Here is a 13,347-nt window from a genome sequence, read left to right on the forward strand (position 1 = left end):
CCAAAGAGGATCGTCTTTTTATTTGAAAGCAATCCACATTTCAGCACATACACTTCTTCTAGCTTCTACATTTCTTCAAAGCAAAAAGCAGCCCTCACCGGACTGCCCGACTTCTGCTTTTATACCAAATGTTCAAAAAATCTTCTTTGTCTCCCGATCGTCTTTCAGAATCTCTACTGCCTCCCGAAAACGCAAGGAATGCACAATCTCGCGTTCCCTTAGAAACTTCAGACTATCCTGCAGATCCACGTCATCGGTCAGGTCGATCAACCATTGATATGTAGCCCGGGCTTTCTCTTCTGCTGCAATGTCCTCGTACAGATCCGCAATTGGATCACCCTTGGCTTGAATATACGTAGCGGTAAACGGTACACCTGCTGCATTACTGTAAAAGAGGGCCTTATCGTGATTAACGTAGTGAGCATCCAAGCCAGCTTGCTCCAGCTGCTCCACTGTAGCATCTTTGGTGAGCTTATAGATCATCGTGGCAATCATCTCTAAATGAGCAAATTCTTCTGTTCCAATGTCGTTTAACAGGCCAATAATTTTGTCTGGAATCGTATAACGCTGGTTCAGATACCGCAGGGCAGCTGCCAATTCCCCGTCTGCTCCACCATACTGCTCCATCAGTAATTTGGCCATATGAGGGTCACATTTACTCACTCGAACGGGATATTGTAGCTTTTTCTCGTATACCCACATTACAAGACTCCTCCTTTAACGTTTATACCTGCCAAGGCCATGGTGTCTGGGACCACTCCCACGGATATTTCGAGAAGGCATGACCAAAATTCATCAGCGGTCCATACAACTGTTGAAACTCATGAGCTACCCGCATTCGCTCCTGGCTGAACTTGTTGTACTGCTCAATGCTTTGGAAATCACCTGGATGGGTATCCAGGTATAGATTCAGTTCCACTAACACGAAGTCCAGCGCCTGAAGTTCTTCCAGCAACTCGTAGTATTTTGCATCACAGGCTTTCGGTGCTTCAGGTTCCATCTGCCTCCACCTTCCTCTCCTTTGATTTCTTGGATGTGTAAGGGCTATATAATGCAGGCCATAATGTTCCCAGTCTTAACGCTTCTGCCGGACTGTATTGCGGCCAACCCATGGGCTGGAAAGGTATAAACAACTGCGGTGGAACTAGATACGTGCGGATTTCCATCGGTTTGCAAGGATCAAACGGCCCCACAAAAGGAGCATAGGCTCGAAGCTGTGGATCCTTCACTCGAAACGCCTCCTTCAACGATGTTTACGTGCATTCCCCATACCATTCAAACCATTGCTTCCCGTCTCTATTATGTATATGTTTCAGTTCTACAGGTTAATCCCCATTTATCCAAACTTCATAAAGGAATTTCTCATGCCAACTTCACTCTCAATCAAAAAAGACCTTTGGAAGTACCTCTTACGGCACTTCCAAAGGTCTGTATTTCGTAAAATGAGTAACATGTTCACACTTGCTCATCTCACTCATCATCAGATTATTACAAAATCTATTCTACTGGTTTTTCTTCCGAATTCATGTCTTGAGGAACAGATTGCTTGTACACTCGAACCCGGGTAATTCGCAAACGAGTGGACTCCTCCACTTCAAAGACGTATCCATTCAGATCCCGAGTTTTGCCCTTGGCTGGACTACCTCCAAGTTCTTTAAACAACCATCCGCCGATGGTATCCACTTCTTCATCCTCAATGATGGCTCCGGTCCACTTATGAACTTCTTCAATAAGCGAACGACCATCAATGGAAAATGAATCTCCACTCCGTTCCATATGCGGACGCTCATCCTCAAACTCGTCATACAAGTCTCCAACGATCTCTTCCAGAATTTCTTCCGCAGTCAGCAATCCAGCTGTGCCGCCATATTCATCCACAACCAGCGTCATCTGAGAATGTTTCTTCTGCATCAGACGTAGCACATGGCTGATTTCCATGGATTCAGGCACGTTCAAGATTGGACGAACAAGTGAAGCCAGATCATGTTGTTGCTCCGGTTTAGCCAGCAACAGATCGGTGATGTGTATGAATCCGATAATCTCATCCTTGTCTTCTCCTGCCACAGGATACCTGGAATGTTTGGTTGCATTAATAATCTCCAGGTTCTCTTCCAAAGACATATGGGTATACAGACAATCCATGTCTGTACGTGGCAACATCACTTCACGTGCCAGCATATCAGAGAAATCAAAGATGTTATCCATCAGTTTGATCTCATCTTTATCAATTACACCACTCTTCGCACTCTGCTTCATCAGAATACGAAGTTCATCTTCCGAGTGAGCCTCCCCTTCACTGGCAGGTTCGATACCAGCCAGACGTAGCAAAGCATTCGCCGAAACATTCAATACCCAGATGAATGGGAAGAAGATTTTGTAGAACAACAGCAAGGGTGCAGATAAGAACAAAGCCACTCCGTCTGTTTTTTGAATCGCCAACGATTTAGGCGCAAGCTCACCCAACACAATATGCAGAAACGTAATGATACAGAAACCGATAATGACGGACACGGTCGATATCAGCCCTGTATCTCCTACACCGAGCTTAAACATGAGAGGCTCAACGAGCAATTCAGAGATGGCTGGCTCTCCCAGCCACCCGAGTCCAAGTGATGTCAATGTAATCCCGAACTGAGTTGCCGATAGATAGGAATCCAGTTTACTATTCACCTTCAGTGCATAACCAGCCAAACGGTTGCCTTCACTCTGCAATTGAGTTAAGCGTGTCTGCCTTACTTTCACAAGGGAAAATTCCGCTGCAACAAATACGCCATTCAAAAATACGAGCAAAAAGACACAGACCAGATTAAATACTAGCTGTCCAAGATGAAATTCAGTATGAATATCCAAGTTGAAACTCCCCTTTTCTATCTATTTCAGGAATACACCTGGAATATCAACGTGTGATTGCCTTTCTCGATTTGAAATCCACACCCTTGTAATACATATCTGCCACTAGCAGGTTTGGTCCGCAACAGGATGCAATATCGCAATGGCAATTGACCGTTTGATTCAACGGATGTTCAGCTGACCATTCATGGAACACATCATCCAGTTTACGATCACGAATGTTACCAAACGCCGGGATATCCGCAAAATCCGTCACATACACATTACCCGTGAACATGTTGACGTTAACGCGGTTACGTCCGTCCGGATCGTTACGTACCGTCACATTTGGTTCGCTGTATAAACGGTTGATCAGTTCCCGATCCTGCTCTGCTGCACTGCACGCGAAGAATGGCAGGGTCCCGAATAACATCCACATATCTTTGTCACGCACATCAAGCAAACGATGAATCGCTGCTCTCATATGATCCAGTGATAACACGGGCAGTGACGAAGCAAAGTTCGAATTATACATCGGATGCACTTCATGACGGACACAGCCCATCTCACGAATCAATTGGTGAATACCATCCAGCTTGTCGTGCGTACGGAAGTTAATCATTGATTCCGCAGAGATAAACATGCCTGCTTCACTCAGTTTGCGGGAATTTTCAATCATTTTCTCATACATTTTCACCGCGACTTCACGTTTCACAGGTCTGCCACTATTCGCAAATCCAACTTGATGGAAATCGTCAGCATTCAGATAGTTGAATGAGATATGCATAACGTCCAGATAAGGTAAAAGTTGCTCATACCGGCTGATATCCAGCGTTAAATTCGAATTGATCTGGGAACGAATTCCACGTTCCTTGGCATATTTGAGCAGCGGGATGATCATCTCATCCACTGTTTTCTGGCTAAAGCTTGGCTCGCCACCCGTCAGACTAATCGTCTGTAGATGCTCCACTTCATCCAATCGTTTCAGCATCAGAGGGAGCGGAAGAGCCGGTGCCTCACGCATCGTAAGCATATCTCCCACGGCACAATGCTCACACCTCATATTGCACAGATGTGTCACGGTCATTTCTACACTGGTCAGCACATGGCGTCCATATGTACGCAGAGAGCCGATCGGATCCCACGGATCATTCGTTGGCGATAAAGGCATCGGTTGTACCGATCCTGAGTTTAGCATGGTCATTGTTCTTCACCTTATTCCTTTTATTAACCTAAAAAGTTTTATTTACATCATACCTTGTGTTTCTCTTTTTGGAGTTATCTTTTATCATAGCACAATTTTGAATGCTCCGGCATACGTAGACCCCGTCCATTACATGACAAAAAACACTCAGGTAACTCCGGGCCGAATCACGAAACGGCCCCGATATTACGACATGAGCGCTAATCATTTCTAAGCTTGTTCAGCTTTCCAACCGTTCACTTTGAGCCGCTGAAGGTGTATCCTCCACACCCTCTACACCTGTGATCATCACAGACAGTGCTGTGGACAGGTTAATTTCGTAGGGCGAAGATAAGGTCTGGCCGTTGGCATCCTTGAGCACCCGGATAAGTGGACGTTGAGGAACACGTGGATGAATCGCTGCGACCACCCCAACCTCTCCCGTACTGAGCGTGACCGATAGACCCACGGGGTAGATCGCTACACAATCCCTGAAACTCTCCAGCATTCGTTGTTCATAAAGCGTTCCTGAGCCCGTATACAGCACCTCTACGGCCTGATGTGGCAGCAAGGCTTGCTTGTAGACTCGATTCGTTGTCATGGCATCATACGAATCAGCAAGCGCAATCCATTTGGCATATTCATGAATTTCCTTGTCTTTCAAACCAAAGGGATATCCACTTCCATCAATTCGTTCATGGTGCTGCAATGCACAATGCGCAGATAGAAGTGGTATACCTGGTTCATCTTTGAGAATACGGTGTCCATATGTAGTGTGCTGCTGAATGATTTTGAATTCCTCGTCACTTAATCTGGAGGGTTTATGCAAAATTTCTGGTGCAATCTGTGTTTTGCCGATATCATGCAGCAAAGCGCCCAGACCAATCTCCATTAACTGCTGGCGTGTGTAACCCGAAGCGACACCAAGAACCAGCGTGTACACACATACATTCAAAGAGTGGTTATACAGGTCAAAATCGCTGGAGTTCATGTCCATCAGCATAATCATGGCTTCCTTTTGACTGCCGATGTCTTCCAGAATCGCATTCATCACACCACTAAGCGCTTTACCGAAATGAGGAATCCGACTTTTGGTTTTCAGTCCTGACATACTCTGAAATTGCTGTTTGATCTCGACCAGTGCCTTCCTTCGGGTCTCTTCCTGCAACATTTCGGGAACGATGATGTCCTCTGTCGCAGCATCTTTAATATACACATAACCGACCCCGAGATCCTTAAGGCGTCCAATCAATCGACTGGTTAGCTCTACATCCTCACTAAGTAATACAAGGCCTTCTTCACTATAAATACGTTTCCCCAGCTTCATGCCAGGCTGCAATAAGTTTATATGTACTAAACGCACAGCCTATCCTCTCCCGCTCCGTAGATGTAATTACCACTAGCCGCCGCTTCAGCAGAAGGCAAGTACTTTAAATTTAGCTTTGATGCCAGCGGGCTCGCAGGCTGTCGTCCAGAGCCCCTGGTCGTTTTATTTCCGTTTCCAGCAAATCTCGTATGAATTCCGGAAGATGATAGAGCGTACGGGTTCCATGAGCAAGAGGAGGATACCCCACATTGAACGTAAACATGTCCAGTGTCCCAACAATATACTCACATTGTTCGTCCATAGGCTCCCCATTGATGGATATGGCCTGGATCTTCTCATAGGCTGGCGCATCTGGATTGTATTGAACTTCCATTCCGTCCATACATAACGTGCCTAGAATATGACCACGAAAACCAAATCCCACAATGGGCTTACCTGAAAACTCGTCCAACAAGGACTGCTCAAGTGCTTCACGAATATGACTTCCACTCAAGCATATTGTACAAGCATTTATAGGAGATGGACATAGGGAATGCAACATTCCTTTTGTAATATTACCTTGTGGAAGATCTCCCAGAAGCTGACCTGCATTCACCAGAGACAGCTGTGCCCCCGTGAAATGACGAACAGCTTGTGCAAGCAAGGTTGCAAACGGGGATTCCCGGTCATACGTGATGGGCAGCACCCGATCCGTTATCACTGCCGTCTGATTGAGTGTCCTTTCGGCTTCCGTACGATTCGTAGCGATTGCCAGCGCGACCTGATCATCCAGTAATATACTCTTGGCAGCCATACAACCGCTACTTACCAGTTGGAGAGGTTCTCCCACACTTGTTCGTTCCAGAACCACTTTCCCAAGCCATTGGCCAAATTTCCCAGCTGCACCCAGCACGGTCTGACCAATGACTAAGGGTTCTTCGAGAACATGATGGGTATGCCCACCGAGAATAATATCAATTCCAGTAATCTGCTCCGCCAGTCTACGATCTGTCGAAAACCCCAGATGTGAAAGAATAACCACCACATCCACTTCATCACGTAATGCTCCCACTTGAGCTCTTAATGACTCCACAGGGTCCAGAACATCCCACCCGAGCAGTTCGTAAAACGTGGTAAAAGGGGCCGTTGCCCCCAGCAGACCAACGCGAAATGGACCTTTCTCCACAATCAGAGAAGGTTTCATCCACACTGGCGGAAGGCCAGTATCTTGCTCCACAACATTGCTGCATACCACAGGACACAGAAGTCCAGCGTAGGACTGCGAGAGCTGATCTGGCGTGAAGGTTAGTCCTTCGTTGTTACCGATTGTAATGGCATCGTAGCCAGTAAGGTTAATAACATCAACATTAGCCGTCCCCAGTGTTCCCTCTGTTTCAACGGCCATCCGGTCCATATGATCGCCGATATCCAACACAAGGAAGTTGCCACCCTGGTCACGTTCCTCATTGATCATAGCGGCGATGGTGCTCATGGAGCCGAAGTGGCTATGAATGTCATTGGTGTGCAGAATCGTTAACGTTTGCTTCTCCCTGGTGCTCATCACACCGCCTCCCCTGCTCTTCAATAAACGTTCATTCTTCTAATGGATAAGCATAACATTTTCCGCGTCGTTATGATATATTTATAGGGTTTAGAGATCAAAAAGAGGTGAGTCATATCTATGAAATTGACAATTCAACTATTTGCAGGCATTGCAGAACGTTTAAATACATCCCTTCTGGAGTTCGAGTACATTGGAGACATTCCAACCGCTGCCGATTTAAAAGAAAAACTGAGTCTGGCCTACCCAGAGGCAGCTTCTCAGATAAAGACATCCTTTTTGGCAGTTAACCAGCAGTACGCTCCTGCCGATACTATACTTAGCTCAGAAGATGAACTTGCGTTGATCCCTCCCGTCTCTGGCGGCGATGGTACGGATATATCCGATGAAAAGCAACGCTCTACCGTACCGGAGCATCGGACTGAAGATGGCTTATTTCTGATCACAGAGTCCACCTTGTCCGTGGAAGCAACAACGGCGCTAGTGATCACCCCGAATCACGGGGCAGCTCTTACTTTTGTAGGTACGACTCGTGAAATGACCGGTGAACAGCGCACCGTTCATCTTGAATACGAGGCCTATGTGCCGATGGCTCTTTCTCAGATGGCTGCCATTGGTGTGGAAATCTCCGATCGCTGGCCTGGTGTGTTATGTGCAATCAGTCACCGAATCGGCAAAGTGGATGTGGCAGAGATTAGTGTAGTCATTGCCGTCTCCTCGCCTCATCGCAACGACTGTTATGATGCAAGCCGTTACGCCATAGAGAGACTCAAACAGACCGTTCCGATCTGGAAAAAGGAAATTTGGGAAGATGGATCTGAATGGAAGGGACATCAATTAGGACCATGGAACCCCATGGAGAACTAAATAATGAGCCTTTACACCTTTTAGATTGAGTGGGTTAATAGTAAATAAGTCGTTGTCAACCCATTTTTTTCTTGTTATTATAATTATATGTGTCGATATTAGTCGAGAAAAGGTGGTTTATACGTGAGAGTGCATGTTACTGATCTTAAACCGGGTGACCTGTTAAAAAATGATGTATACAACAGTTCGGGTCTCCACATGCTGATGAAAGGTTCCACCCTCAGTGAAGATGACCTATCCAAACTGTTGCAACATGGAATTGAGTACGCAGATGTAGAACACACAACATCCGACCTACACTCTGATGCACAAACCTTACCTTCCGATCAGACCCGTCTGTTAACTAACTTGTTTAACGATACGATCAAAGGTACTGAATCTCTATTTCAACAAGCGATGGAGAAGGGTTTTATTGATGAGACACAGGTCGATGAGATTTTGTTTACCCTAACAGAACAGTTGGAAAAACAAAAAGATGTTGTCTCCTTGTTGCTTATGCTGGACGGGGATAGCGATTATACGTACAACCATTCATTGCAAGTCGGAATGCTCGCTTTTTATATCGCCGGCTGGATGGGTTACAACCCCGAGGAATGTCTAACGGTAGCCAAAGCAGGATATCTTCATGATATCGGCAAGTCCAAGATTCCTTCTGAGATTTTACATAAACCTGGTAAATTGACCACGGAAGAATTTGACGAAATGAAGAAACACACATTCTATGGGTACGATATCATTAAAGAATCCACGCAGGATGAAATTCTGGCAATGGTTGCACTTCAACATCATGAGCGCGAGGATGGAAGTGGTTATCCTCATGGACTGCGAGGGGACGAGATCCACCCATATGCCCGTATAACTGCTGTAGCAGACGTTTACAGCGCCATGACGACCAATCGGGTATACCAGACCAAACAGGAACTGATCTCTGTTCTGTGTGAACTGTACAGCCTCAGCTTTGGTCAGTTAAATGCTGAAGCAACGCAGGAACTGATCAAGCACATGCTGCCTAATTTTATCGGTAAAAGGGTTCTGCTCACCACGGGTCAGACGGGACTCATTGTCATGAATAATCCTGCGGATTATTTCCGACCACTCGTTCAGACCTCTACGGCCTTTATCGATTTAGCGAAAGAAAGAGATATTGCTATCGTTGAAATTTATGTACAGTAATGGTGTAACAAGCCTATCTGTTCATTGTACACAGCACACAGGATGGATACGAAGCAATAAACAGGAAGTAGCTTGAATTACCAACTCGTAGGTTGGCATATGACAAAAGGGAAGCCGTAATCGGCTTCCCTTTTGTCTATTCCGATTCAATCATGTTGGATTACACGCAGAATGCTTTTGTGATGATAACCAACAGAATGAACAGTACCAAGATTGCACCAGTGTTTGTGAACATATTGTATCCACCAACGCCGCCTACTCCGCCTACGTTGCCACCACAGCCATATCCTACTTCGCTCATGTGATTGCCTCCTCTTCATCAGGTATACCCTAACATATGACGTTTCCGTTGGAATGAACCGGGCGAACAGGCAACATTCGATAAATGGTTGTCTGTCTGCATCTACCTGAGTGGATCAGCCTTTTGTTACTCCCTGTTCTTTGCAGGGATCTATATGTCGGAATCCGAATGAACCTGGATGCCTTTTTCCTTGCGGTACATGATAACAAGTAATCTCCAAAATTCATAACTGCCTTTGTCGTTCATAATAAACGGTCGATAATAATCAAACGCTTGCTGCGCCCATGCGGGACAATCCATATTGGAAAGTTGCTCCTGTTGCTGAATCCATCCCCCTTGAATCTCCAGCGTTTTCTGCATGGATTCAAACATTTTTTTCTGCTCAGTGGTCATCGGCGGAGCCTCCTGTTCCTGAGATGCAGTTCCATATTCGGCCTGTAGATACGCACCCGGTTCCGTCACACCCTCTTCGCTGGCTGTATACCCGTAAGATGGTGCACTTGTTTTACGAATCTCATAATGTACATGCGGACCAGTACTCTGACCTGTGCTCCCCTGATTACCGACAAGCTGGCCTCGCTTCACCTGCTGTCCAACGCTTACAGCAATACGTGAAAGGTGCGCATAACAATGCAAGTAGCCACGATGATCTTGAAGGGCAACTGTAAGCCCGTAACCGCCGAATCCGGAGCCTGTAACTCCTTCGGAAGCAAAACGTACCCTACCTTCCATAAAGGCATAGACAGGGCCATTCCAGGGCTCTGTCACGAGATCAATTCCACGGTGAAATGTCTGTCCACCATGAATAGGATGAATTCGATAGCCGAATGAACTTGTAATCCGATAGCCCTCGAAGGGGTTTACGCTCATACACTCACATCCTTTTCTATCATTAAATGCTTAAATCTATGAAATGGCTTGTGCTATTGGTCTTATTTTATTCCACAAAAATACCGCTCAGAATATCATTAGGGAAACCTTATGGTCTCCAACGTATATTCCAAGCGGCGCGCTATGCTATTATGAACACTCTATCAGTTACATATACTATGTTTTTATTTCAACCATTATACACTCCTAATTCAGAGGTCTGTATATGACCCCTAGCTGATCCAATTCCTGGCCTGCTCTTCCGTAAAATCCGGCTATATACCACCCTGCTGGTGCCTCAAGTTTGATTTGATCCGATGTCTTTTGTCCGCCTTCAATTTTATTTCCAAGATTGGTCGACAGCTCCACATAAAAGATCCGTTTATCTCCATTACGTGTCCCCTGACCAATTGTTGCCTCGGTTAAGAACTCTCCATCTGCCAGGTTCAGTGTGGCAATGTTGGATTGACCACCATGTGCCAGGTTCGTTCCATCCCTGTACAGCGTTGAAATGCCGTCTACACGATTGCCCGAGTTAAGCACGACGGAGCTGGGTCTGGCATCCGGAATATGATTTAGGTCATTAAATCCAGTTCCTCCGGATCCTCCGATTGTTGAACTTAATTGGTACTGAGAAGAGGTGCTGTACACAAATTCCGCTGTAATCGGATAATGATCGGAGAGTTGCTTCCCACTCGGGTCAACAAATGTTTGATTTTCTAACCGATAACTCTGTGCATTCAGGGACAACGCTTTACTTCCACGATACAAAATTTTGTCCACGATCTCATAGTTGGGTCCATTTAAATTGCTTGCATCCATAAGGGCGTCTCCATCAGTGGGAATACTCCCACCACGAATCAAATCGATCCACGGATCTCTTAAACCATTCTCAGACATGAGCAACTCTATATTGTCAGCCGCACGAGTGTACCGTGTATTGGTATCCCCAAATACGATAACCGCATTCCCGTCCGAGTGCTCCTTTATGTAATTGGAGAGTTGTCTGATATTATCTCGTCTGGCCTCAAGCGATTTATCATCGCTACCTGCGTCCGCATGCAAGTTGTACACGTCCACTTTCACCTGAGGTGTGATCTCATATGTAGCTGCTGTAAATCCTTTTGGAGTCAATTCATCACTTCCATTGTCAAAAAGACCTGATCGCTTATCCCAGGTTACACGCTTCAAGTCACGGAATGGATATTTGGACAGACTGTTCAACCCACTACCAAAACCCGCAATTCCGCTTGTTGTCGTCAAATACGGCAGAGTGACTTGGGATATCAGCTCATTATGATAATTAAAATCCTCTTGCACATTAATGATGTCATAGTCATTTAATTTGGGGGAAATCTGAACGGTGTACTCCTTGGGGTTGGAACTGGATACCAGCTCCGGAAGGCCACCTACATTGTAACTAAGTACCTTGAATGAACCCGATACCGATCCACCTTCTGCAGCACTCGCCGTTGATAAAAATAACGGAGAGCTCGTAAAGGCAACAACAGCAGACAATACCAGGGCTGCTCCTTTTTTAACTATACTTCTTCGCATCATACCCCTCCTCATATTAGAATCTATTCAAATATATGTAATATTCGTTAATGGAAGAATAACGCTGGTCTATTCATTTGTAAATATACAATTTGAACTAAAGAATATTTACACTTGCCACTCCAATAACGGAATAACCTTCTGATCGCTGTTATCCCCAGATTTTTTGAATAAAAATACCCCCTAGAGAGACTTTTTAAAGAGTCTGCTCTAGAGGGTATTCGATCACATGAAACTATATCTAACGCTTAACATCAGCAACTAGCTTCAGCTTTACGGATTCGAAAGGTGCTGCATTGGATTAACCAATGGAGCCCTCCATTTCGAATTTGATCAATCTATTCATCTCAACGGCGTATTCCATTGGCAATTCCTTCGTGAATGGCTCAATGAAGCCCATGATAATCATCTGTGTTGCTTCTGCATCAGTCAGACCGCGGCTCATCAGGTAGAAGAGCTGATCCTCAGACACTTTAGATACTGTAGCTTCATGCTCCAGCATGATGTTATCATTCATGATTTCATTGTAAGGAATTGTATCCGATGTGGACTCATTATCGAGAATGAGTGTATCACATTTGATGTTGGATTTCGCGCCCTCAGCTTGACGCCCAAAGGAAGCCAAACCACGGTACGTTACTTTACCACCATGTTTACTGATCGATTTGGAAACGATCGTAGATGTTGTATCCGGAGCCAAGTGAATCATTTTCGCACCTGCATCCTGATGCTGGTTTTTACCAGCTACAGCGATGGAGAGTACGGAACCTTTAGCTCCACGGCCTTTCAGTACAACCGCTGGATATTTCATCGTCAGTTTGGAACCGATGTTACCATCGACCCATTCCATCGTTGCATTTTCTTCTGCAACCGCACGTTTCGTAACGAGGTTGTAGATGTTTGGTGCCCAGTTTTGGATCGTTGTGTAACGAACACGAGCATTTTTCTTACAGATGATCTCAACAACCGCACTATGCAGTGAGTTCGTGCTGTAGATTGGAGCTGTACAGCCCTCTACATAGTGAACGAAGCTGTCTTCGTCGGCAATGATGAGTGTACGCTCGAATTGTCCCATATTCTCGGAGTTGATCCGGAAGTAGGCTTGCAGAGGCACTTCACATTTAACGCCCTTAGGCACGTAGATGAAGCTTCCTCCGGACCAAACCGCACTATTCAATGCAGCAAATTTGTTATCTGCTGGTGGAATAACCGTTGCAAAATATTCACGCAGGATTTCTGGATGCTCTCTAAGAGCCGTATCCGTATCCATGAAGATTACACCTTGGTCTTCCAATTCCTTTTGCATGTTGTGATATACAACCTCGGACTCATACTGAGCCGATACACCTGCAAGGAACTTTTGCTCTGCTTCAGGGATACCCAATTTATCAAAGGTTTCCTTGATTTCGGAAGGAACTTCCTCCCATGTTTTACCTTGTTTTTCAGAAGCACGCACATAATACTGAATTTCATTGAAATCCAATCCGTCGAGATCTCCGCCCCATTTCGGCATTGGCATCTTTTCGAATTGTTTCAAGGATTTCAAACGGAATTCCAACATCCAATCCGGTTCATTCTTAATCTTGGAAATCTCGGTAACCACTTCTGCAGTCAGACCTTTACCGGTTTGAAAGATGGATTTGTGCTCGTCGCGAAAACCATATTTGTACTCTTCCATTTCTGGTGCTTTTTTAGCCATC

The 13,347-nt window shown here is 45.4% G+C and carries 13 protein-coding genes; 2 read left to right on the plus strand and 11 right to left on the minus strand.

Features of this window, described 5'->3' with window-relative positions; genetic code table 11:
* Nucleotides 1–132: 132 nt before the first annotated feature.
* The 7 genes from AC6CIF_RS03080 to AC6CIF_RS03110 form a co-directional block, all read right to left on the minus strand.
* Entirely contained in the window at nt 133–702 is a 570-nt protein-coding gene (locus AC6CIF_RS03080; protein WP_076209122.1) for a manganese catalase family protein, read from the minus strand.
* A 22-nt stretch (nt 703–724) separates the two neighbouring features.
* Nucleotides 725–1,000, minus strand: coding sequence for a spore coat protein CotJB (locus AC6CIF_RS03085; protein ID WP_076209123.1), 276 nt, complete (start codon nt 998–1,000; stop codon nt 725–727).
* Nucleotides 990–1,229 carry a spore coat associated protein CotJA gene (locus tag AC6CIF_RS03090; protein ID WP_179088483.1) on the minus strand — a complete coding sequence of 80 codons (240 nt, stop codon included), beginning with the start codon at nt 1,227–1,229 and terminating at the stop codon, nt 990–992. Before AC6CIF_RS03090 ends, AC6CIF_RS03085 begins: the two co-directional genes overlap by 11 nt.
* Nucleotides 1,230–1,497: 268 nt before the next feature.
* Entirely contained in the window at nt 1,498–2,850 is a 1,353-nt protein-coding gene (locus AC6CIF_RS03095; RefSeq protein ID WP_498197828.1) for a hemolysin family protein, read from the minus strand.
* A gap of 46 nt (nt 2,851–2,896) precedes the next feature.
* Complete coding sequence (gene yfkAB, locus AC6CIF_RS03100) at nt 2,897–4,033, minus strand: radical SAM/CxCxxxxC motif protein YfkAB (protein WP_091032604.1); 1,137 nt, start codon at nt 4,031–4,033, stop codon at nt 2,897–2,899.
* A gap of 220 nt (nt 4,034–4,253) precedes the next feature.
* Nucleotides 4,254–5,375: an HD-GYP domain-containing protein gene (locus tag AC6CIF_RS03105; RefSeq protein WP_498197830.1), complete on the minus strand. Its 1,122-nt coding sequence runs from the start codon at nt 5,373–5,375 to the stop codon at nt 4,254–4,256.
* Between the two features lie 73 nt (nt 5,376–5,448).
* On the minus strand, nt 5,449–6,879 hold the full coding sequence (locus AC6CIF_RS03110) for a bifunctional metallophosphatase/5'-nucleotidase (RefSeq protein ID WP_498197832.1): 1,431 nt from the start codon (nt 6,877–6,879) through the stop codon (nt 5,449–5,451).
* Nucleotides 6,880–6,999: 120 nt separating this feature from the next.
* Here AC6CIF_RS03110 and AC6CIF_RS03115 point away from each other — a divergent pair, with 120 nt between their 5' ends.
* Nucleotides 7,000–7,746 carry a molybdenum cofactor biosynthesis protein gene (locus AC6CIF_RS03115; protein ID WP_076209127.1) on the plus strand — a complete coding sequence of 249 codons (747 nt, stop codon included), beginning with the start codon at nt 7,000–7,002 and terminating at the stop codon, nt 7,744–7,746.
* Between the two features lie 123 nt (nt 7,747–7,869).
* The gene (locus AC6CIF_RS03120) at nt 7,870–8,919 is read left to right on the plus strand and encodes an HD-GYP domain-containing protein (protein WP_076209128.1); all 1,050 of its coding nucleotides are present in this window, start codon (nt 7,870–7,872) and stop codon (nt 8,917–8,919) included.
* A gap of 160 nt (nt 8,920–9,079) precedes the next feature.
* On the opposite strand, the gene AC6CIF_RS03125 is transcribed toward AC6CIF_RS03120, so the two are convergent.
* From AC6CIF_RS03125 to sufB, 4 genes are all read right to left on the minus strand, one after another.
* Nucleotides 9,080–9,220, minus strand: a complete 141-nt coding sequence (locus AC6CIF_RS03125) for a hypothetical protein (protein ID WP_017689533.1) — start codon at nt 9,218–9,220, stop codon at nt 9,080–9,082.
* Nucleotides 9,221–9,370: 150 nt separating this feature from the next.
* A complete protein-coding gene (locus AC6CIF_RS03130) occupies nt 9,371–10,090 on the minus strand; it encodes a M23 family metallopeptidase (protein WP_498197835.1) in 720 nt (239 codons plus the stop codon).
* A 207-nt stretch (nt 10,091–10,297) separates the two neighbouring features.
* Complete coding sequence (locus tag AC6CIF_RS03135; protein ID WP_498197836.1) at nt 10,298–11,647, minus strand: jacalin-like lectin; 1,350 nt, start codon at nt 11,645–11,647, stop codon at nt 10,298–10,300.
* Between the two features lie 301 nt (nt 11,648–11,948).
* Entirely contained in the window at nt 11,949–13,346 is a 1,398-nt protein-coding gene (gene sufB / locus AC6CIF_RS03140) for a Fe-S cluster assembly protein SufB (protein WP_076209130.1), read from the minus strand.
* Between the last annotated feature and the right edge of the window lies 1 nt (nt 13,347).

This window comes from Paenibacillus sp. GQ49 (genome assembly GCF_059759055.1).